Source organism: Chitinophaga sp. NPDC101104 (assembly GCF_050277495.1).
In the GTDB taxonomy this organism is placed as follows: domain Bacteria; phylum Bacteroidota; class Bacteroidia; order Chitinophagales; family Chitinophagaceae; genus Chitinophaga.
In genome coordinates, this window is the sequence record NZ_JBNNSF010000001.1 from 2,448,103 (window position 1) to 2,470,467 (window position 22,365).

Annotated in this window: 18 protein-coding genes; 10 read left to right on the plus strand and 8 right to left on the minus strand. The window is 55.7% G+C overall.

Annotation, left to right across the window (positions count from 1 at the left end):
• Positions 1-4: 4 nt before the first annotated feature.
• The 3 genes from ACQKLP_RS09690 to ACQKLP_RS09700 are packed head-to-tail and all read left to right on the plus strand — an operon-like array spanning position 5 to position 1,538.
• Entirely contained in the window at positions 5-541 is a 537-nt protein-coding gene (locus ACQKLP_RS09690; RefSeq protein WP_427322367.1) for a flavodoxin domain-containing protein, read from the plus strand.
• Entirely contained in the window at positions 538-939 is a 402-nt protein-coding gene (locus ACQKLP_RS09695; RefSeq protein ID WP_427322369.1) for a hypothetical protein, read from the plus strand. Before ACQKLP_RS09690 ends, ACQKLP_RS09695 begins: the two co-directional genes overlap by 4 nt.
• Positions 936-1,538: a hypothetical protein gene (locus ACQKLP_RS09700; protein ID WP_427322371.1), complete on the plus strand. Its 603-nt coding sequence runs from the start codon at positions 936-938 to the stop codon at positions 1,536-1,538. The genes ACQKLP_RS09695 and ACQKLP_RS09700 overlap by 4 nt, the downstream gene beginning before the upstream one ends.
• A gap of 15 nt (positions 1,539-1,553) precedes the next feature.
• Here ACQKLP_RS09700 and ACQKLP_RS09705 read toward each other — a convergent pair whose 3' ends face one another.
• The 4 genes from ACQKLP_RS09705 to ACQKLP_RS09720 form a co-directional block, all read right to left on the minus strand.
• Positions 1,554-2,393, minus strand: coding sequence for a hypothetical protein (locus ACQKLP_RS09705; RefSeq protein WP_427322373.1), 840 nt, complete (start codon positions 2,391-2,393; stop codon positions 1,554-1,556).
• Between the two features lie 114 nt (positions 2,394-2,507).
• Positions 2,508-3,269: a TIGR00730 family Rossman fold protein gene (locus ACQKLP_RS09710; RefSeq protein ID WP_427322374.1), complete on the minus strand. Its 762-nt coding sequence runs from the start codon at positions 3,267-3,269 to the stop codon at positions 2,508-2,510.
• A gap of 84 nt (positions 3,270-3,353) precedes the next feature.
• Positions 3,354-4,412 (minus strand): response regulator, encoded by a 1,059-nt coding sequence (locus tag ACQKLP_RS09715; protein WP_427322376.1) that lies wholly within the window; start codon positions 4,410-4,412, stop codon positions 3,354-3,356.
• Positions 4,413-4,510: 98 nt separating this feature from the next.
• Positions 4,511-4,981, minus strand: a complete 471-nt coding sequence (locus ACQKLP_RS09720) for a hypothetical protein (protein ID WP_427322378.1) — start codon at positions 4,979-4,981, stop codon at positions 4,511-4,513.
• A 153-nt stretch (positions 4,982-5,134) separates the two neighbouring features.
• Here ACQKLP_RS09720 and ACQKLP_RS09725 point away from each other — a divergent pair, with 153 nt between their 5' ends.
• The 6 genes from ACQKLP_RS09725 to ACQKLP_RS09750 all read left to right on the plus strand — a co-directional run bounded on the left by ACQKLP_RS09725 (position 5,135) and on the right by ACQKLP_RS09750 (position 13,905).
• Positions 5,135-5,323, plus strand: coding sequence for a hypothetical protein (locus ACQKLP_RS09725; protein ID WP_427322380.1), 189 nt, complete (start codon positions 5,135-5,137; stop codon positions 5,321-5,323).
• A gap of 21 nt (positions 5,324-5,344) precedes the next feature.
• A complete protein-coding gene (locus tag ACQKLP_RS09730) occupies positions 5,345-5,578 on the plus strand; it encodes a hypothetical protein (RefSeq protein WP_427322382.1) in 234 nt (77 codons plus the stop codon).
• Positions 5,579-5,593: 15 nt separating this feature from the next.
• The gene (locus ACQKLP_RS09735) at positions 5,594-6,520 is read left to right on the plus strand and encodes a 1-phosphofructokinase family hexose kinase (protein ID WP_427322384.1); all 927 of its coding nucleotides are present in this window, start codon (positions 5,594-5,596) and stop codon (positions 6,518-6,520) included.
• Between the two features lie 136 nt (positions 6,521-6,656).
• Positions 6,657-8,861, plus strand: a complete 2,205-nt coding sequence (locus ACQKLP_RS09740) for a hypothetical protein (protein WP_427322386.1) — start codon at positions 6,657-6,659, stop codon at positions 8,859-8,861.
• Between the two features lie 14 nt (positions 8,862-8,875).
• Positions 8,876-11,464, plus strand: a complete 2,589-nt coding sequence (locus ACQKLP_RS09745; RefSeq protein ID WP_427322388.1) for a DUF7133 domain-containing protein — start codon at positions 8,876-8,878, stop codon at positions 11,462-11,464.
• A 125-nt stretch (positions 11,465-11,589) separates the two neighbouring features.
• Positions 11,590-13,905 (plus strand): glycosyl hydrolase family 95 catalytic domain-containing protein, encoded by a 2,316-nt coding sequence (locus ACQKLP_RS09750; RefSeq protein WP_427322390.1) that lies wholly within the window; start codon positions 11,590-11,592, stop codon positions 13,903-13,905.
• 183 nt (positions 13,906-14,088) lie between these two features.
• On the opposite strand, the gene ACQKLP_RS09755 is transcribed toward ACQKLP_RS09750, so the two are convergent.
• The 4 genes from ACQKLP_RS09755 to ACQKLP_RS09770 form a co-directional block, all read right to left on the minus strand.
• Positions 14,089-15,615, minus strand: a complete 1,527-nt coding sequence (locus ACQKLP_RS09755) for a RagB/SusD family nutrient uptake outer membrane protein (protein ID WP_427322391.1) — start codon at positions 15,613-15,615, stop codon at positions 14,089-14,091.
• Between the two features lie 20 nt (positions 15,616-15,635).
• Positions 15,636-18,938 carry a TonB-dependent receptor gene (locus tag ACQKLP_RS09760; protein WP_427322393.1) on the minus strand — a complete coding sequence of 1,101 codons (3,303 nt, stop codon included), beginning with the start codon at positions 18,936-18,938 and terminating at the stop codon, positions 15,636-15,638.
• 193 nt (positions 18,939-19,131) lie between these two features.
• Positions 19,132-20,295: a FecR family protein gene (locus tag ACQKLP_RS09765; protein WP_427322395.1), complete on the minus strand. Its 1,164-nt coding sequence runs from the start codon at positions 20,293-20,295 to the stop codon at positions 19,132-19,134.
• Positions 20,296-20,349: 54 nt separating this feature from the next.
• Entirely contained in the window at positions 20,350-20,937 is a 588-nt protein-coding gene (locus ACQKLP_RS09770; RefSeq protein ID WP_427322397.1) for an RNA polymerase sigma factor, read from the minus strand.
• 285 nt (positions 20,938-21,222) lie between these two features.
• On the opposite strand from ACQKLP_RS09770, the gene ACQKLP_RS09775 reads away from it, so the two are divergent.
• Positions 21,223-22,350: a redoxin domain-containing protein gene (locus tag ACQKLP_RS09775; RefSeq protein ID WP_427322399.1), complete on the plus strand. Its 1,128-nt coding sequence runs from the start codon at positions 21,223-21,225 to the stop codon at positions 22,348-22,350.
• Positions 22,351-22,365 lie beyond the last annotated feature (15 nt).

The following is a 22,365-nucleotide window of genomic DNA, read 5'->3' on the forward strand; positions in this document are numbered from 1 at the left end:
TTGTATGAAAGGATTAATCGTTTATAATGGACGGTATGGTGCAACGATGCAATACAGCATCTGGCTCGGTACGGCATTGAATTATCCTGTCGTTAAAACAGATTTCGTACGGCCGGAGCAGATCACCCAGGCGGAATGTATCCTGATCGGCACCAGCGTTTACATCGGCCAGTTGCAGGTGAAAAAGTGGCTCCAGGCGAATCTGGCCTTGCTGGAAGGCAAGAAGCTCATCTTTTTCATCGTTGCCGGCGGTGTGCCCGATAACCTGGCCGAAGTAAAAAGCTACGTCGAAAAATGTGTGCCGGCCACGTTGCAGCCGGGCGCACATTGCTTTTACCTGCCGGGCCGCTTGAATTTCGGATTGCTGTCGCTGAAAGACAAATTATTGCTGCGGATGGGCGCCTGGCTCGCGGCCAGGAAAGGGAAAAAAATAGTGGTTACGGATTATAACCACGTGGCCAGGGAAAATATCGCCCCGGTGATCGAAGCCGCCCGGTTGATGGCTACAACATCACTCACCTCGCAAAACGCCGCCATATGAAAATGCTCATCACGGAAGAATTCCTTGTCCGCTACATCCAGGACGAATTTCATGTCTGTTACCCGCACCTCAAGCTGGAATTCTTCCGCCAGCCACACGGCCTTTACGAAGGCAGCCATCGGGCGGATAAAGTACATCCGGATACGCATATCGATGAAATCCGCGACTTCCATAGTGCGGCGTGGATCGATTTCGGCGGTTACGTCACTGCCGCAGAACTGGAGGATCAGTTCACGCATTTGCTGGGCCTGAGCGCACAGGTTTTCCGGAAATCGGGGAATGTCTGGCTCGAAACCACGGAAACTGACGACCTGACGCTGGGCGAACTGGAGGAGAGAGGCAGCTATGAGGCTATCCGTCCAGGCATCCCTGATAACGATCTAAACGAACAAACATGAAGCGCATCCTGATCTATTTTGCCGCCATGGCCATGCTTCCCGCCTGTTATTCCACACAGCTTACCCGGATACGGCAGCCGGCGGCTGCATCGCCGGTGGCCTGCAAAAAAATACTCGTGTTGGGGATGATGCCCGACAGCGCATTGCGGCAGCGGATGGAATCCCATGTTGCGGGAGATCTGACAGACGCAGGCTTTACAGCGGTAACCTCGTTCCAGGGGTTCGATGCGTTCGAGTTCCTGCAGTCGGAAGACAAAGTGCCGACAAAACAATTCGCCGACCGGGGGATCGATGCCGTGCTGACCATTTCACTGATCAATAAAACAACGGAAGGCGTCTTCCTTCCCATTAGCCTCTATCAACTGCTGACCGACCAATACGCTTCGGAATACTACTGGATGCTGGCGCCCGAGCTGCAAAGGGAAGAAACCCGGTACGCCTGGGAAAGCGGCCTGTACGACGTGGCCGATGGCCTGCGCAAATTTGCCGTGCAATCCGTTTCGTTCGCGCCGTCCTCGCAGGAGCGCATGGCGCATGAATACGGCAAGGTGCTGACGCGGGAACTGGTCCGCCGAAAAGCGATCTCCCGGCCCAGGTGAGCCGGGAGTTTTTATTTAGCGGTGGCTGATAAATAATGCTTTCGATACGAATTTCGCGATCGGTTCGGCATGGCTGGCAGACACGAACGCAGACCAGCCGCTTCTTCCATAAGCACCCATCACGATCAGCAGTTTATCCTTTTCCAGCACATATTCCAGCAACGCCATCCTGCTGTCGGCTCCCGCATTTACGAATTTCACATCGCGGAAATTTCCCCGCAGCCAATCGCCCATCAGTTGCAACTCGTTTTTGCTGACCCAGGTTTCGCCATGGGCGGTGAGCACCGTCAGCTTTCTGTCGGTCAGCCGGGGAAAAAGGGCACAGAACTGTTTGATGGCGAATACGGAAGAAGGGCTGCCATCATAGGCGAACACGATTTCTTCGAGCCCGTCGAACCTTTCGGGGACTAGGATGACTGGGCATTCAGACTGTGAAAGGATATTGCGCGCCATCGACGGCGAATGGCCGGCATTGGAAACCGACAATCCCAACGCGGGATCTATCAGCAGCAGGTCCGCATACCGGCATTCCGTTACCACCGAATCGGCGATATGATCGCTGATCAGCAGCGCCTGGGCGTTGAAACCGACTTCGTCGCAGGTATTCCTGAACACCGAGAGGTTCCTTTGAATACATTCGTCCCTGAGTATCTCCATGGGCGTATCCCGGTTGTAATCGGCGCCGCTGCAGATCATTTCTTCCCGCAGTGCCTTTTCCGATGCGGAATCATGCGCGGCCAATTCCACGAACAGCCCGGTCAGCGGCGCATGCAATAACTGGCAAACGAAACCAGCGAAATCCAGCGGATGGCGGTCGATCTTGTAGGCATCCGCCAGGTAGAGTACCTTTTTCATGGTGGAAAGTTTCGGGAAAGTTACCGGTACTCGCATCGCCAGACAATGATGCCCGTCACAGGAAATGATGACGGAAAGCCGCTCCGGGCCGCACGATATCACGGATGGCCAGGTTTACTCGCCCAAAACGATGAATTTCCGGAATATTTTTTTCCGCTTTGCCTGGTATTTGAGCAGGGCTGTTTGCTGGAGGTGTGCAATCGCTTCGGGAATTTCGTCCGTCACCAGGAACAATTCCAGGTCGGCGGGTGCGATCATGCGTTCTTCCAGCATCCGGTCGAGCATGGTTTTGACCGGCTCCCAATAATGGCTGCCGAAGAGCACCACCGGGAAATCGAGGATCTTTTTGGTCTGTATCAGTGTCAATGCTTCGAAAAGCTCGTCCAGCGTGCCGATCCCGCCAGGCATGATGACGTATCCGTAAGAGTATTTGAACATGAGCACTTTCCTGACGAAGAAGTACCGGGAGGTGAAATATTTGTTCAGGTAGGGGTTCGCTTTTTGTTCCATCGGCAGCTGGATATTACATCCCAGGGCTACGCCGCCGCCTTCGCGCGCGCCACGGCTGGCGGCTTCCATGATGCCCGGCCCGCCACCGGTCATGACGGCAAATCCGAGCCCCGCGATGCCGGTGCCCATTTTTACCGCGGCGTCATAATGCAGGGTGCCGGGAGCTACGCGGGCAGAGCCGAACACGGCGATGCAGGGCGGGGAGAAGTGGAAAATGCGGAACCCGCGGACAAACTCCCACAGGATATCCAGCAGGAAGAACAGCTCGCGGATGCGCGACCGCGGCCCTTCCAGCCAGTACCGCTCTTTTCTGATATCCGCCTCCCGTTTCGCCGGACCGGGCTGGCCGTTGTGTTGTGCATTCATGATAACGGTTTCCGGAAAATTAGTTGATCGGCCATCTTTGGCCAATATCGGCCATCATGAAAGTGATTGACAGTTATCAATGGTTCAGTTCACCATTCTTTCCAGTTTACGGATATCCTTGATATAAATCGCGCCGTTTTGGATGTCGATACTGCCTTCGTCCCGGAAATCGCCCAGGGTGCGGATCAGCGATTCCTTGGCCACCCCGGCGATGGCGGCGATATTGTCCCGCCCGATATCCAGTCCGGGATTGGTAACGCCCTGGCTGCTGCACCTGCGGAAAAGGTACAGGAGCGCATCTGCCACGCGCTTGCGCAGCGAATTGTAGGCCATGCCCAGTAAATGCTGCTGGTTTTCGGAAAGATTAGTGGTGAGGAGCTGGATAAATTTGCGGACAACGTCCATATTGCTATAAGCCAGCGATTCGAAATCGCTGCGCGGAATAAGCGCCAGTTCAGTGGGCTCGATGGCTTCGGCCTCATCGTCGTACACCTTATTTTCCAGGAGGGATTTATAGCCGAGGAATTCTCCAGGCCCGTATACCCGTGTAATGATCTCTTTGCCTTCTTCGTTATGGAGGCTCGTTTTGACGCGGCCTTTATTGACATAATAAAGATAGGCCGGATGGTTGCCGGCCGAATAGATCAGTTGCTTCTTTTTGTAGGTATTGCAATTCCTGCCTTCCCGCAATTCATCGAGCAGGGAAGCGCCGTTGGCCACGTTCAGCAATGATTGCAGGCCGGTCATGTCCGGCGTGAACGAGGAACGCAGCTTTTTGCTTTTGCTTAGCCGGACTTCCACCGCATGCAGCAATTCCAGTGAATCGAACGGCTTCACGAGGTAGTCGTCTGCGCCCAGTTCCATGCCCTTTCGGATCTCCGATTTGGCAGACAGTGCACTGAGGAAGATGAATGGCGTGCTCCAGATCTCCTCACGCTTCTGCAGCATGTGCAAAACGCCGTATCCGTCCAGCAATGGCATGCAGATGTCGCAGATAATGAGATCGGGTTTCTTTTCGGTCGCAACCCTGACGCCCTCCAGGCCGTCTTTTGCATTCAGCACGTCGTAATTGTCCATCTCCAGGATTTCCGTAATATTGGCCAATACGTCGGGGCTGTCTTCGATGACAAGAATTGTAGGCATTGGGCGAGTCTTTTGTCAGCATAACATGCGATCAGCAATATAAATTTACCGAATTAACAAATAAGCTGACAAATCGTTCTGCCGATAAAGTATCGGAATTACCCATGCGAAGTAAGCGCAGACCGTTTCCTGTTGATTTTGAACAGGATGACCAGGCATGCGGCCGATAAAATGACCGGAGCTGGAAAAACGGCACCGGCGCCGAAGGGGGCGATGGCCCAGAAAAAGATCAGCGCGCAAAACAAGGCGGCCATCCGGAGGCTCCCCGATCCGAACAATCCCAGCCCGATCAATATCTGCGCCAGTGAGATAGATATGACTATCACTTGCATATGTACCCGGAACGATTCATGGATCGTTCTCACATACCATTCGTACACCGCCACCGCTTCGAGGTCCAGGTATGTTTCCGGCCATGCTATGAGCACGACGATATTGATAAATGCAGTGAGGAAAAATACGGTCCCGATCGCCTTGGCGGCCTGGCCTGGCCGCCGGAAGGCAAATATGAAGATCAACAGGCATATCCCGTTGATCACGAAAAACGCGGGTGAAAATATATTTGTCATAACGAAGGATTTATTGAAAAGCTACCTCAAATCCCCGTCCCGGCCGATGATCCGGCAACGGCGGAATGTATGATTTCAGTCAGTCCGGCCGCAGCCTCCCGTCATTGATAAGGAAGCCTGAAAAACCTAGCTTTAATGTCTAAACTTACCGTTATGGCACACGCAATTTCTCACGCACCCGCCTATCCGAGGCCCGTAGGAAGAACGAACGTTCTCACCTCGCAGGAGCTTTCCTGGGGCATTGTTTTGCTGCTGGCCTGGCTGGGATGGCCCATAGCACGGGAATTCCTCGCCTGGGTACTGCTGAAGGCCTACGACCTTTACATTACCTACGTTCATTGATGGCCCGTAAAACATCGTCTTATGAAAACGGAAAATTATACCGTCAAAATTCAGTTCGACGGCAGGCAATGGGACGTGCCCGTCCGGGTACTTTCCGGCGGCCTTGGCAGGAAAATAACCGTTGTGCTGCAAGGATTGGAAATTTGCTACGAGCGGGATGAGCACGACGGCCTCCGGGCTATCAATCACCTGGAAGATTTCAACCCCGAGCTGCTGTACCAGATAGGTAAAGGCATACAGGAACAATGTATCTGATCAATACCTGAAGATATGTACCCGATCATTACCGTTACGCTAAATCCGGCCGTGGATGTCAGTACCTCCGTACAATCGCTGCAGCCGGAAAAGAAACTTCGCTGCGCCGCGCCCCGTACAGAGCCCGGTGGCGGCGGTATTAACGTGGCCCGGGTGCTGCACCGGTTCGGTGAAAAAGTGCTGCCTGTGTACTTCGCCGGCGGTTGCAACGGCGGCATGCTGACGGCGCAGCTTACGTCTGCCGGAATGGCGGCGGCACCGGTCGGGATGCTGGCCGAAACGCGTGAGAACCTCCATGTGTCCGACATTTCCAACGGCCGTCAATATCGTTTCGTTATGCCCGGGCCTTCCGTTTCGCATGCGGAGAACATCGCCATGTTGAACAAACTGGCGGAGGTGATGCCCGGGGCGCAATACGTTGTGGTCAGCGGGAGCCTGCCCAGGGGTACGGGGCCCGACTTTATGGAAAAGCTCGTTGCCCTGGCGGATATTCACGATTGCCTCGTGATCGCGGACCTCAACGGCGACGGGCTCCGGCAGGCAACGTTGGCCGGCGTTTATCTGGTAAAGCCCAACCTCGGGGAACTGGCGGCCTTGGCCGACCGCAAAGAGCTGGACGAGCGCGGGGCGGTCGAGGCGGCCAAAAGGATCATTGCGGCGGGAGGGGCTGCCGTGGTCGTTATTTCGATGGGAGCGGCGGGGGCGATTTTGGTAACGGGCAACGTCGAAGAACGCATCCAGGCCCCGGTCGTCAAGCCGGAAAGTACGGTGGGGGCGGGAGATAGCATGGTGGCGGGGATCGTTTACGGGTTGATGAACGGGTTGGACATTTCTGCCGCCACCAGGTACGGCGTCGCCTGCGGCACGGCGGCAACATTGGCGAAGGGGACGGGGCTCTGCCAGAAAACCGATGCGGACAGGCTGCTCCGGCAGATCGTTTAAACGCCAGGCTGCAAATTTTCCATCGATGTTGGATAATATTGACGATACCGCAGTGGCGGATTTGGGTGAGTTTTGGGAACCGGAGCAGTATCATCACCGGTAACGATCAGTTAAACAAAACATCCCGGCTCACCTTATGACGAAAGAAAAACGCGGATCCCTCGCCGCTATGGCACTTTTTGTACTGGCATGCTGCCTCCCTGCAACGGGGCAGGACATCCGCCTGAATACCGCCCATGCCAGCCTGCGGATCAGCGCCAGCGGCTACATCACCAGTATCCAGGATAAAAAAACAAAAAAGGAATACCATCCCAAAGGGACCATTTCACCCATCCTCGCGCTCCAGCAAAACAAACAACAGATCCTGCCCGACGGCGCAAAATGGCTGAAAGCCGCCGGGGAATTGCAACTGCATTACCCCAACGGCTCGGTAGCACGGCTGAAAGCGGAACAGAAAGGCGATTACTTCCGGTTCCGGCTGCTGTCGCTCGCGCCGCGCAATGGCGTGGACAATGTGGTGTGGGGGCCCTATAATACCACCATTTCCAAATACATCGGGGAGATCATTTCCGTGGTGCGCAACGACGATTTCGCCATCGGCATGCTCGGTCTCGATGATAATACGACGAGCGGCCCTGCCGTAGATGGTGGCATGTCGCAGGGTTTTTACATCATCCATTCGCCCGATCCCGTGAAATACCCTCTGCCCGACAGTCTTTACGAAGGCCAGCGGTTCCGCATCGGGGGAGACGGGATGAACGATGTGGCGTTCTATTCCCATCCGGAAGAATATTTCCGGTATATGAACGGCAACGGCGTGAAGCTGGAGCCTTCGTTCGGCGCGGCCATCACCATGCATTCCCGCGACCGCCGCAAGCCGGCAACCATTTTCTACCCGCTTTTCAACGACTTCCCCGGCATCAAATCTCCCCGGCATATGGAATTGACGCCCGTAGACGTGGATTTCATCGGCTCATCCATCGCGCTGTACGCCTGTCCGGATACGCTGGGATTGAAAGTGATCGAAAAGATCGTGAAAAACGAAGGATTGCCTTACATCACCCGCAACGGTAAATGGGTGAAAGACCCGGAGAATTTCGAGATCGACATGGCCTGGTCTGGCCGGCACGACAGCCTCGTGTCCTACGCGAACCAGCTCGGCCTGAAAGCCGTGCAGGACGAAGGCCTGGGCGAATATTACACCAACCCGGCAGACCGCTGGGCCGGCAAGCGCGTGAGCCTGAACGGCGAAAAGCACCCCATCACCACGCTCACCGCGGAAACGAACAAGCATGGCATCGCTTACGGTTTGCATACGCTTTGTACTTTCATCCAGCCTCATAGCAGCGACGTGCATCCCGTTCCCAACAGCGGGCTGTGCACCGTGCTGAAAACGGCCATCGCAGCAAAGATTTCGGCTACCGACACCCTTATTACTGTCTCCGACACATCGTGGCTCAATGAAAGCGGCGGCTGGGACGATAACCGTACCAACGTGCTCCGCATCGGCAGCGAGCTGATCAAATACCGCGGCGTCACCACTCAAAAGCCTTACACGCTCACAGGCGTGGTGCGCGGGGCGTACAAGACGGCAGTGGCGGCGCACCTTGCCGGGGATACCCTGTCCAAACTGCAGGTCAACTGTTATTCGGGCTTTATCCCCGATGTGCAGCTCGGCGACGAATACGCCCTTTTCTACGCCCGGCTCCTCCACGAAGGCGGTATGAACTATATCGATTTCGACGGTTTCGAGAGCTTTACCTACCAGGGCCAGGGGCAGTATCCGTTCAAACGCTTCCTGCGCGTCATGTTCGGCGAGTTGCAACGCCTGGGCGTTCCGTACCTGCGGGTGATGGGCTCCTGTGTGTTCGAAGGGAACTGGCATTACATGAGCGTCTGCAATGTGGGCGGCGGCAACCATATGTTCGATCCCGTCCGTAATAAATGGGGGATCGAAGGAAAGGATATCCGCTATTCCTTCAACAGCAATTACTTCCCCTGTACTTTCGGAATCCAGAACATCCAGAAAGACTGGAACGTGCAAACGATCGAGAACCTGCAGGCGAAATCCATTGCGTGGGATGCTACCTATATGCTGGGCCTCAGCGAGAAAAGCGTGGAGCAGCGGCAGGACAAGCAGCAACTGTTCCGGGCGTTCCGGATTTGGCAGGATGCGCGCAGTGCCGGGGTTTTCGACAAGCAACTGAAGGAAGAGATGAAGGAGGAAAGCCGCCGGTATCACCTCGAACAGGTGGATGCAGACACCTGGACGTTATTTTTGGTACAGGGGGACGGAAGCCCCGGCCAGCCACGTACCCTGCACCGCCGTAAATCGTCCTGATCCTAAAAATGCACATGCGAAAAAATATACTGATTACCCTGATATCGGGCGTAGTGGCCATGACGCTCTATCGCTGCGGCGCGCCCCGCAAATCCGCCGATCCGGGAAAAGAAACGATACAGCAACAATTGCCGCGCGACTCGGCAGGCCGGATCATCGTCCGCACGAACCCCGACGGCGCATACCTGTCGCCCGAGGAAAGTCTCGCCTCCATTTACCTCCCCAAAGGTTACCGGCTGCAACTCGTGGCCAGCGAGCCGATGATCAGGGAGCCGGTGGCGATCGCATGGGACGGTAACGGACGGATGTTCGTCACCGAAATGCGCACTTATATGCAGGATGTGGACGGGACGGATGAAAACGCGCCCGTATCCCGGGTGTCGCTCCTCGAAGATACGGACGGCGACGGGGCGATGGACAAAAGTACCGTGTATATCGACAGCCTTTTGCTGCCCAGGATGATCCTCTGCGTAGGCCGCAGGCTCCTCGTCAGCGAAACCTACACCAACAACATCTGGGCCTACGAAGACCGGGATAACGACGGCGTGGCCGATCACAAAACGCAGGTGTTCGGCAACGGCACTCCGCATACGGGGAACCTCGAGCACCAGCGCAGCGGCTTCATCTGGAACATCGACAACCGCATTTATACGACTTACGAGAACCTCCGCTACCGCTACGTCAACGGAAAGCTGGTGGCAGATACCATGTTTGCCGGTTACGGCCAGTGGGGTATCGGGAACGATGATTACGGGCGCTTGTTTTTCTCCTCCGCCGGCGGCGAAGTACCTGCTTACGGATTCCAGATCAACCCGTTTTACGGTAAGTACGACGTGAAAGAGCAGCTGGACGGCGATTTCAATGCCGTATGGCCTGTGATCGCCACGCCCGACGTGCAGGGCGGGCCGGGGCGCCTTCGGGCAGACAGTACCCTGAACCATTTTACGGGCTGTTGTGGCCAGTCCATTTACCGGGGCAGCGCGCTGCCGGGGGATTTGAAGGGCGACCTTATTCTCTGCGAACCGGTAGGCCGCCTCATCCGCCGGGCAAAAGTGTCTGAAAGGAACGGCATCCGCGTGCTGCGGAACGCCTACGACCGCGAAGAATTCATCGTTTCCACCGATATGAATTTCCGCCCCGTCAACACCGCCAACGGCCCCGACGGTTGCCTCTATATCGTAGACATGCACCGCGGCATCATCCAGGAAGGCAACTGGACGCGGAAAGGAAGCTACCTGCGCCCGGAAATACTGAAACGCGCGCTCGACAAAAACGTGGGGCATGGGAGGATTTACCGGCTGGTGTATGACGGCTTCAAACCCGCCGCCCGCCCGGACCTGTTAGACCGCAGCAGCAACGAACTTGCGCAGTTGCTGTCGCACAACGACGGATGGTGGAGAGATAATGCACAGAAAGAACTGATCGTTCGCGGAGACAGGTCCGTCGTCCCTGCCCTGCAAACCATCCTGCGCACGCACCACAAAGAACTGGCGCGCCTCCACGCCCTCTGGACGCTCGAGGGACTGGAGGCCGCAGATACCTCCATCGTAGGCGCAGCATTGCGCGATGCGAGCCCGCAGCTCCGCAAAGCCGCGGTAACCATCAGCGAACGTTATCTCAGGAACGGCGATGAACAACTGTTCCACCGGCTGGCAGACCTCAACGATCCGGACGCAGATGTACAAATGCAGCTCGCAGCCACACTTTCGCTGTATGGTGCTTCCGGCGCCAAAGCTTACCTGGCGAAGCTGTCACCGGCGGAAAACACCCGCCATCTCAAAGAAGTAGCGGCGATCGTAGAAAGGAATAAAAACCAGAAGACATATGGCATGGACGTGTCCGATCTGCCCGTAGCAGACCGGGCGGCTGTTCTCCGCGGCCGGCAAACCTTCCAGCAGGTATGCGCAACCTGTCATGGCGATAACGGGAAAGGGGTATCCATCGGCGGAGCCCCTATGGCCGCGCCGCCGCTCGCCAATTCAAAAAGGGCCGCCAGCCGGGACGCCCTCGTAGCCGTGTTGCTGCATGGCCTCACCGGCCCCATCGACGGTAAAACCTATCCCGATGTCATGGCGCCGTTGGGCGTCGCAAACAGCGATGCCTGGGTGGCGGAAGTACTGAGCTATGTGCATTACCGCTTCCGCCCGTCGGGCAGCGGGTTTGCAATGATCAGCCCGGACGATGTGAAAAAGGTCCGGGCCGCTACGGAAGGCCGCGCGTCGATGTTTACCCTTCCGGAACTGGAAGCATTCAATGTACCGGCAGCGACAGAAGGCAGCAAAGCAGCAGCTGCAAAACCTGCCGCAAAGCCCGCTGCGCCGCTGAAGGCAAAAGATGACAAACAGCGCCAGTTCGCTGCGGAAAGGAAATTGCTGGCGGGGCTCGACTGTCATGCCTGCCATCAGCCTGCCGCCAAACTCGTTGGACCATCGTACAAAGACATCGCGCTGAAATACAAACGTACGGAATCCAACATCGGGAAGCTGGCGGCCAAAGTGATCTCGGGCGGGTCCGGCGTGTGGGGCACAACCCCCATGACGCCGCATCCAGCACTGGCAGCGGCCGATGCGAAGAAAATCGTAAATTACATTCTTTCATTGTAAAATAGCATAGTATTCCCCCTCGTGTTCAAATGTAAATGATGACACTTTGTTTAGTTAAGTAGTAAACCCGTCTTTCCAGGCGGGTTTTACTAATCAAATACATGTTACCAATTATACAACCGGAAATGAAATCAAGATATATTCCACGATTAGTAAGCTGCAGCATATTGCTGATTGCGCTTCACCAGGGAACGTTCGCTGGTTGGCCGGAAGATTCCCTGTTTTTCGATCGGAAGAAAGGGATGCTCACGGCCACCTGGCACCAGCCTTTCAGCTATAGCAGCATCAAAAGCAACCATGCGCCGCTGGGCCCGTATTTGGGGAATGGCGACGTGGGCGTGGTGGCCTTTACTTCGGATAACAGCCAGACGTTAAAGATTTCAAAGGTGGATTTTGTGACGGATGGATGGACGGATTGGGCCGGCAGCGGACCGGCGGCCCTTCCGGTCGGGGGCGTGACCATTACGGTAAATTCACCTGTCCGTTCGGGTTTCGTGACCGTAAACCGGCCCGACCCCTCGGGGTTTAACTACCAGATGGACCAATTGAACAGCGAACTGCGGATGTCGACCGCCACGGCGCGGCAGGTAAAAATGAAAAGCTGGATGAGCATGGCGGAAAATGTGATCATCACGGAATTGACGACCGCATCCAAAACGCCGGTAGTTATTTCTGTCGACACCTATGCCGATGACCCATCGACAGATTATGCCACTTCTGCGGCCGTGAACGGTCAAGTCGCCCAGGTATCCCGGAAAACGAAAACGACCAACGTGCGTTGGATTTCCCACGCCGGGATTTCGACCCGCATCGTCGGCGCGAACACTGCACTGCAACGCTTGTCGGACGCCATGGTGAGAGCGGATTTTCAACTGACGGCCGCAGATACGGTGTACATCGCCGTGTATGTTTCCGGCGGAGGTAAGACCAACGATCCGCAATTGTCTGCCGCCGGCAAAAGGTTGTCTGTCCTGGACGAAAAGGGTGTTTCGCGCTTGAAAGCCGCGAAAACCGCCTGGTGGAAGGATATGTGGACGCGCTCTTACGTAGAAACGAACGATTCACTGCTAGACCGTCATTACCTGTCGTCCATTTATTTACTGGCCTCCGCTTACAACGAACATTCTCCCGTGAGCGGCGGCATGTATGGCGTGTGGAATATGGACGACAGGATGATGTACCACGGCGATATGCATTTCAACTACAACAGCCAGGCGGGGTTTTACAGCGCCTTTTCCGCCAACCGGCCAGAAATCGCCCTGCCGTTCTATAAAACGGTCGAACTGTTGATCCCCGAAGGGAAGCGGCGGGCGAAAGAGGAGATGGGGACCATGCATCCTTCCTGGAAAGGGAAATCCTGCCGGGGACTGCTTTTCCCGGTAGGCGCGCTGGGAATTGGTGTTTTCTATAATTATTATTGGCAGCAAACGATGAACGCCCCGTTCAATATTCCCCTGTTCAGCTGGTATTACGAATATACCGGCGACCTGGATTTCCTGCGGGACAAAGCCTATCCCTATATCCGCCTTTGCGGTGATTTTTATGAGGATTATTTGCAGAAGGAGGCTTTTGGCGGCACCTACCGGTATTCCATCACGACCGGCGGGCATGAGGGCTCCTGGGATTTGAACCCGCCTTCGGATTTGGCGTTCGTGGAGCAAACTTTCAGCCTGCTCATGAAGTACAGCAAATTGCTGGGCGTCGACAAACAACGCCGCGATAAATGGAACGACATTCTCACGCACCTGCCGGCGTACAAAGTGATCATGCCCACCCAAACGCCCAACCAGGGCCTGCCGGTATTTGCCAAAAATGAAGCCGGGTGGGATTTGCCCAATCACGCGATCCAGATGCATTCCCTGTATCCCTGCGAAGTGCTGCATCTGGGTTCGGACAGTGCCCGCCTGCAAATCGCCAGGAATACGATGTATTACTACGAAGTGTCGCAGAAAGGGTTTACCGGATCCATGAACGCCCTGGGCCTGAGCGCTTACGTCATGTGGGCGCGTGCGGGACTTGATCCGGAAATCCTGGTCCAAAGTATGAAGGAGCTGATCAAAACGGCCCGCCCCAATTTTATTATCGCCGACGGGCATCATTGTGCCGAGAAAACGACGGTGATTGAAACCGTCAATTCGATGATGCTGCAAACGGTGGATGGTGTTTTGACCCTTTTCCCCTGCTGGCCGAAGTCGCCGGCTTCGTTTACGAGGCTCCGGGCGAAGGGGGCCTTCCTGGTTTCGGCTGACTACGACGGATCGGCCGTATCTTCGCTGAATATTTTTAGTGAAAAGGGAGGTGTGTGTCAATTGAAATCGCCCTGGAACGATGCGGGAATAACCGTTACGGTGGATGGGAAACCGGTTTCCGTGAAAAGGGAAAACGGTGTGTATGCAATTATGACGAGGAAAGGAGGGACTTATGAAATAAGCCGGAAATAATAGATCGAATCATATGTAAGATAATAATACCAGGATGGGAAAGGTACGGGCAACCGTGCCTTTCCTGCTTTAGTAGGCCGGAAGCTTTCGCAGCAGCCAAAGCGAAGGCAGCCCGTATCCCGGAATAAAAAAAGGACAAACCAGGAAGCATTCCCGGTTTGTCCATGTATTGGGTAGGTAGCATCAATTATAACCCTGCTTCTGCTTCAGTTGCGGGTTTTTGTCGATCTCGCCCTGGGGGAAGGGCAGTACGTTGTTCTTTTCACCATAACTTAATTGCGCACCGGCGGGGTTTTTCACCAGTGCCAACCGCTCCGCCATCTTGTTCCATCTTTTCAGATCGAAATACCGATGTCCTTCGCAAGCCAGCTCGATGCGGCGCTCGTGACGGATGTATTGCCGGAGCGCGTCTTTGCTGGCGTATTTCAGGCGGTCTACCGGCGGCATGTTCACCTCCGCGCGCTCGCGCACCTGGTCGATGGCGTCATATACGGACGGGTCCGGGCCGGAGGCCTCGTTTTTCGCTTCGGCGTACATCAGCAGCACGTCCGCGAAGCGGATATGGATGATATTCTGGTCGGTGGAAATGGAAGCGCCGCCGCGGGTAAAGGGCAAATGGCCCATATCGAGGTACTTCTGCATGAGGTAAGGCGTCAGCACCGGGTCGGAATGCTGGAATTCCGTCCCGTCCGGATTGATGTATTTTTCACCGGGCAGCTTGAGCGTAATGTCCATCCGGGGATCGCGGTTGGCATAAGGCGCAGCCGGATTGTACAGGGGCGATTCGGTGATGGATTTACCGTCGGTACATTCGTAATCATCGCCCAGGTTGGCGTATACCCCGATCGATCCGTACCAGCCCACTTCCGTTTCCAGTCCCTCGCCGCCGGCGTGCACATTGTTGGGCGCGAGATACCGGGTCGAGAAAAGGATCTCGGGATTGTTCTGCTGGGTGGAGGTTATGAACAGGCCGCTGTAGCTGGGCGACAAACTGAATTTCCCGCCGGTGATGAGCTGCTGTGCCAGGCCGGCCGCTTCGCTCCATTTTTCCTGCAGCAGGAACGCTTTCACTTTCAGGCCCATCGCGCTTCCTTTCACGGCATGGCCGTCGTATTTCGTATCCGGCAGGGTGGCGATGGCGAAGTCGAGGTCTTCATGGATGAAAGCCAGCACTTCGTTTTTCGGCGCCGCCGGTATTTTGGCCGCATCCACGGTGGCGGGGGCTTTTTTGTAGAGCACCACATCCCCGAAAGCCTGTACCAGTTCCATGTAAAAATGTGCGCGGAGGAATTGCACTTCCGCTTTATAGATCTTTTTGGTAGCGTCGCCGATCGGCGCCTTGTCTACATTCTCCAGGAAAAAGTTGCAGGCCGCAATGCCCTGGTACGGCGGATCGTAGAAGGTGCCGGGAACGTTGGTGGGGTTCACCACGCCGGTGGTCATGTTGTTGAACCCGAAGTAGCCGAAACGGTCGTACGCGTTATCCGAATACCCGTCCAGGTACACTTTGTTATAACTCGAAAACCCGGTTTGCAGGCGGGAATAGACGCCCGCGAGCGCCAGGTTCACATCGGTTTCGTTTTTCCAGAACGTTTCCCCGGAAATAGCGTTCAGTGGGTTTTTGGTCAGGAAATCCTTTTTGCAGGAAGTGGCCAGCGTGCCCGAAAGGCCCAGCAGCAGCGCGGCATATATGGAAAGTCGATTTCTCATGATGTAGTGTTTTTCAGGTACTAGAATTTCGCGTTCAGGCCAAGTGTGTAGGTTTTCAGTTGCGGGAACTGCGAGAAGTTACCGCCGCCCGCCCGTTCGGGGTCTGCTCCTTCGTATTTGGTGGAAGTCAGCAGGTTGTCGCCCGAAACATAAACCGTCAGCCCCTTCGAGCTGATCCTGTCGAGCAGGCGTTGGGGCAGACTGTACGAGAGGTACACGTTTTTCAGCCGCAGGTACGATGCGTCCTGCATGAAGAAGGTGGAATTATATCCCGTTACGCCGGGGTAATTGGCGCGGTCGAGGTAAATGGCGGGGAGCGTTTGACTGGGGTTCTGCGGCGTCCAGGCGTTCAGCCATTTTTTGGGCGGTGGCGCGCCCTGGCCGAAGGGCTCGATACCCCAGCCGCGCACCAGCAATTTGCGGCCCTGCACGCCCTGAAAGAACACCGTCAGGTTAAACCCTTTCCAGTTGGCGAACATGTTGAGGGAATAGGTGAAATCGGGATAAGGGCTCATGCGTATGCGGTCTTCCGGCCCTACGGTACCATTCCCGTCCTGGTCTTTGATCTTCAGATCGCCCGGGCGCAGCACGCCGGAGTTGGGTTGCTTCGCCCATTTGTCGATTTCTTCCTGGCTTTGGAAAACGCCTGCCCAGTCGTATAGGTAATACGAATTATACGGAACGCCTACTTCCAGGGTGCCCGGTGTCTGCACCACTACTTTCTTCACCTGGTTCTTGTACGCGGAATACAGTGCGCTCACGCCGTAGGTCACTTCCCCGATGCGGTTGTTGTGCCGCAGCTCGAGCTCCCAGCCTTTGTTTTCCATCGCACCGGCGTTGAAGGTAGGTGCGGCGAGGCCTACGCTGCCGGGAACGTCTGTCCGCTGGGCGAGGATGCCGCTCGTGTATTTGTTGTACCAGCCGGCCGAACCGCCGATCAGTCCGTTCAAAAAGTCGAATTCCAGCCCGATGTCGGTGATGCGGGTCGATTCCCATTTCAGGGTTTTGTCGACCAGCCTTGTGAGCACCGCGCCCTGGTTCAGCGTGGCGCCGAACGGATATTGGGTGGCCGTGAGGATGTCCTGGTACGGATAATTGGCGATCTCCTGGTTCCCGAGGTTACCGATGCAGCCGCGCACTTTCAGGTTGCTGATCCAGGGCATTTTCTCCTTGATGAAGTTTTCTTCGGAAACGCGCCATCCTGCAGAAACGCCGCCAAACAGCCCCCAGCGCGTATCGGGCGCCACGCGCGAGGTGCCGTCGTACCGGATATTGCCCGTCAGGAAATATTTGCTTTTATAATCATAGTTGATCCTGCCGAAAAGCGATTGCAGCGCCCACTCAGTCGTGTTGCCGGTAGCGGTTTGTCCGGTGGCGGAACCGGCACTCAGCTCGTTCAGGCCGTTACTCGGGAATCCGCGGCGGGTACCGGTGAGGGAGGGGCTTTGGTTGCTCTGCTGCTCGTAACCGCCCAGCGCCTGGATGTTATGGTCGTTGGCGATGGTGGTAGTATAGGTCAGGGTGTTATAGAAAGTTTGCGTGATGCTTTGGGAGAAGGTCTGGTTCAGCCCTTCGAACGTGGGCGTTCCATTGTCCGACAACTGGTAAACGCCGTTCGCGTCTGGTTGATAGTAATAAGACGGCGTGGGGAACTGCCGGTTGCGGTAATCTTCGTTGAAGTATGAAAATGCCCCCTTGGCCTCGTATACCAATCCTTTCGCGATGTCTACCGTGGCGAAGGCCTGCGCATTCACGTTGTAGCGTTTCGTGGTTTGCCCGCCGCTGGCCAGCACCGCGGGATAGCTCCGCTGCCCCTGCGATTCGCCGGGGTAGGCGTTAGACGCGATCCGGCCGCTGCCGTCGGGCAGGTAAGGGCCGAAAGTGGGTGCGGAGTGGTAGAGAATGAGCACCAGCCCGTCGTTCGTTTGCCAGGGCTCGGTGATGAGCTGGTGGGAAATGTTCACGTTGGCGCCTACTTTCACGCGTTTATGTACCTGGGTGGTGAAATCCAGCAGGGCGTTGTAGCGTTTGTAGTCGTTTTTGTCCAGTACGCCGTCCTGCTTCAGGTAATTGAGCGAAAAGTTGTATGTCGTTTTCTCGCTCCCGCCCGAAAATCCGAGACGGTGGTTCTGTGTGGTGGCGGGATTGAAAGCGTAATCCATCCAGTTGAAATCGGGATATTTCGTTTTATCCGTCGCGTTTTTATATGCGTCGATCTTGTCCTGGGAATAGAAAGCCGGTTGCCCCACGCGGATGCTCGCCTGGTTGCGGAGCTCCATGTATTGTGCGGAGTTATACACGAGGTCGGGCAGCCGGGTAGCGGTGCTGCGGCCGATGTTGAAGCTGTATTCCAGTACCGACTGGCCTTTCCGGCCTTTTTTGGTGGTAACGAGGATGACGCCATTGGCCGCCCTTGCACCATAGATCGCGGCGGAAGACGCATCCTTCAGCACCGTGACGTCGGCGATGTCTTCCGGTGCCAGGTTGGAAATGCTGCCGATCACACCGTCTACCAGTACCAGCGGGGCAGACGATGACCCGAACGATCCCACGCCGCGGATGAGGATACTGGCGTTGTCGCGGCCCGGCTGGCCGGTGCTTTGCACGATATCGAGCCCTGCCACGCGCCCCTGCAGCAGGTTCTGCACATTGGGTGCAGGGCGTTTGTTCAGTTCCTGGCCGGAAACGGTGGCCAGCGAGCCGGTTTGGCTCACTTTCTTCTGCATGCCATATCCCACCACCACCAGGTCGTCGAGCTTATTAGGCGATTTTTCCAGTACGATGGTCAGCGTTTTGGCTTCGCCGACCTTGATCGTCTGGGTCACGAACCCGACGTAGGAAACGATGAGCGTTTGCCCGGGCTCCGCGTCCAGCGAAAATTCCCCGGTTTCGCCCGTGGCCACGCCTTTATGCGTTTCTTTCACGGACACGGAAGCCCCCACGAGCAGGTTCCCTTCCGCATCCTTAATAATACCGGTTATTTTAACGAACTGCTGCAGCACTTCCGGCAGCCAGTCCTTCTTTTCGGCGATGGGCTTCACCACGATGCGCCCCTGCTGTATGGTATAGAAAAACGGTTTCTCTTTGAGGCAGATGTCGAGCACGTCTTCCACAGGAAGGTTACTCACGTCGATACTTACACGGCCGGCTTTCTCGAGGAACGATTCATCGAGGAAAACATCGAGCCCGGTTTGTTGCTGGATCTTCCGGAAAACTTCTTTTAAAGTGGCATTTTTCACGCGCAGCGTCACGTTTTGCCCCGAAACGCTGGCTGCAGCTGCCTGCAGGCAAACCGTGAGGAGGAGAATGGCTGATAATTTCATTACCCTGAAGATTTTGGTAATACGGTACCACCCGACCGGGCGGCCGGTAAGTACGCTTACAGTTAATTTCATAACTTTGGAGTGTTTGGTGAACTAATAAATGGTGCTTACAGGTGTTGTTTATTGTCAACTAAACATCGCCGCTTCGTCTAGACCACGAAGCGGTTCCTTTTTGGTTGATCGTTCATGTTTCTTATTTAGCTGTTACAGTCAGGCGTTTTCCTTCTATTTTGAATCCGATATCATTGTCTTTCAATATTTCCAATACTTGCTGCAGGGTGTTGTTCCGGCGAACGATGCCGAAAAATTGCCGGCCTGCGGCGGGTTTCCCTTCATAGACGACCTCGATGTCGTACCACCGCGCAAACTGGCGGAGCACCGTTTCCAGGCTGGCGTTCTCGAAGTGGAAAAGCCCGTCTTTCCACGCGGCGATCTCGTCGGTATTCACCGTTTCCGCCGCCGCCAGCAGCCCGTTTTCCAGCAGCTTCGTTTGCTGCCCGGGCGAGAGCATCACCGGCCCGGCGGTTTTGTCGGCCGTCGTTACCTTCACCCGCCCGCTCACCAGTGTGGCCGTGGGCCGCGGCTCGTCCGGGTAACTGTTCAGGTTGAAGGCGGTACCCAGCGCCAGCACTTCCATCCCGTTCATTTCCGCGATAAAGGGCTGTTGCGGGTTTGGCGCCACTTCCACGAACACTTCTCCCATTACCACGATGCGGCGCTCTTTTCCGAGGAACGCGGCCGGCAGCTGCACGGACGATGCAGAATTCAGCCAGACGGTAGAGCCGTCGGCCAGTTTAAAAGAGAACGTTTCTCCCTTGTTCGTGGAAATGGTATTGAGCCCTTCGGCGCCGGGCTCATATACCAGGCTGCCGTCTTCCGCTATCTGAACGGCGCCGGAATGGGGTTGGGTGGATGAAAGGCTGTCCAGCACTACGACTTGTCCGTTCGCGAGGGTGAGCTTGGCTTTGTAGGTGCCCGGTTGGGCGTCTTGTACGTTGTGTTGTGCAATCGTCGTTTTGACGGTTCGATTCCGGTGGGAGGTGATCAACCAGGCTGCCGTTCCGATAACCAGCAGGAGCGAAGCGGCCGCCGCTATCCGGAACAGCGGGCGGATGCGGGATTTCGGTTTTTCATGCGCCCTGATCCGTTCCTGCAGCCAGGTGTGCAACGCGCTCCGTGCGGCGGGGTGATCGTCGCCGAGGAACCTGTCGCTCATGAAATCGTCCTGCATGCGCATTTCCAGCTCGCTGGCATGCGCTGTTTCCGAGAGCATGTCCGCCAGTTGCGCTTTCCCTTCGGCGGAAATGGTGCCGGTCAGGTATTGGTCCAGTAATTCGCTCAGTGTAGGTTGATCCATTTTCGGCTGATTACAATTAAAGACGCGTGAAAAAGAAAGGGTGGGTGGTTCCTGTCAGAAAAAAATGGAAAAAAGGATCATGAGGGCTACAAAATGCCCTTCGGCCTGGAGGTGTTGCCGTAAATAGTTGAGGGATTTCACGATGTGCTCTTTCACCGTGTTCCGCGAAATATTCAGTTGCGCGGCGATCTCTTCATAACTCAGCCCGTCTAACCGGCTCAGCTTGAAAACCTTTCTGCGGACGGGCGGCAGCTGTTCGATCACTTCCAGGACCTGTTGATACGCTTCCTTGTACCGCAAGGGATGGTCAGCCTGCATGACTTCCTCATACAGCTCGGACCCGTCTGGCGCAACGGTTGCCTGCAGGTTCCGGCGCATGGCCGAAATGATCTGGTTTTTCCCGACGATGAAGAGGAAATTTTTGAAGCTGGTGACTTCGGTGAGATGATCGCGCTTGTGCCAGATATGCAGAAAAATATCCTGGGTGATTTCCTGCGCCTGTGCCTGGCGTTTGGTGTAAGCCAGGGCATGACTGTAGACTTTATTCCAGTACATGTCTACCAGCCCGGCAAATGCCTGCTGATCGCCCGATGCCGTTTTGCTGAGCAAATCCTGTTCTGACTGTAAAACGTGAATAGCCAAGTACTGCTTTGGATAGGTAGCTAAAATAGGGAAATAAAACCGGCTGCAGCAAGCGCAGGTGCAAATACTATCAGGATTTGCGATTCCAGGCTAAATGTGCGAATCCGCTATCGGTTCCGGCGAATATTCCGTCAGTGGAAACTTGATGGCATTCTGTAATGGCGGGCCGCGGGAAGCCGTCTGGCCAGGAAGCTATTTTCTGCAATAGCCGCCCGATTCAGTGCCAAACCCGCTGAATTCAGGAAACGGCCGCCGGGAGTTTTTCCGAATCCACATTTTTGACGCATGAAATCAAATCCCACCATCATGCGGCGCATCATTTCCCTGATTTCCCTCGCCGTTATCATGCACCTGCAGGCCTCCGCGCAGCAGTTTACCCTGGAAGGCCAGGTAGACGAGTCTTTCAATGGACAATACATCCATTTTTACGGGATCGACTGGTCGGACATGAACCCCAAATTCTCGGACTCCGCACTTGTATCTAACGGGCGCTTCACCTTCAGCGGCAAGCTCGTAACGGAAGGCCTACTGTTTTCGGTGTATGTCACGGGCGACAGGCGCTCTTTCACCCAACTCTTTTTCCAGAACGCCGACATGACGCTGACCCTCCGGGGCAAGGAGTGGTATATCCCGGGGAATGCACAACTGACGGGCTCCCCGGCCAACGATCATTGGCAGGAGCTGCGGGCGCTCACCGGAAAACTGGATGCGGAACGTTATCAGTTGCAGCACCGGGCAGACAGCATCGCCAGGGTTGATTCCACCCGCAACGTGGCATCCATGAAGGATTCCGCCGCGGCGCTGAAACGGAAAGCGATAGCACTGACGCACGATTGGGTGCGCCAGCATCCCGATGCCTACATTTCACTCGTGACGATGGCCTACTCCATTTTTCACGACCTGGACACGAAGACGCTGAGCGCGGATTTTGAAGGGTTGTCGCGCGAGCTGAAGCAGTCCGCCGAAGGCCGGGCCCTCCGATTCCGGATAGACCGCCGGGGCGCCATCCAGCCCGGGAACCCCGCGCCGGAACTGGCTGCGCGCGATACTTCCGGGAAAGCGGTACGGTTGTCGGATTTCAAAGGACGGTATGTGTTGCTGGATTTCTGGGCGTCGTGGTGCGGCCCCTGCATCGCGCAGGTGCCCGAGCTGAAAAAATTCCATGAAGCGAACCAGGACAAGGCGTTAACGGTCATCGGCATTTCGCTGGATGATAATGGGGAGAAATGGAAGGCTGCGATCCGGAAGCACGGGCTGAACTGGGTGCATGCGTCCGATCTGCGTGGCTGGAAAGGGGAGACGGGCAAAAACTACAATATCAGCGCCATTCCGCAGAATGTGCTGGTAGGGCCGGATGGCCGGATCGTGGCCGTAGATATCGATCTCAAAAAGTATACTTTGTTGCCTCAATAGGAATTTCCTTAATTT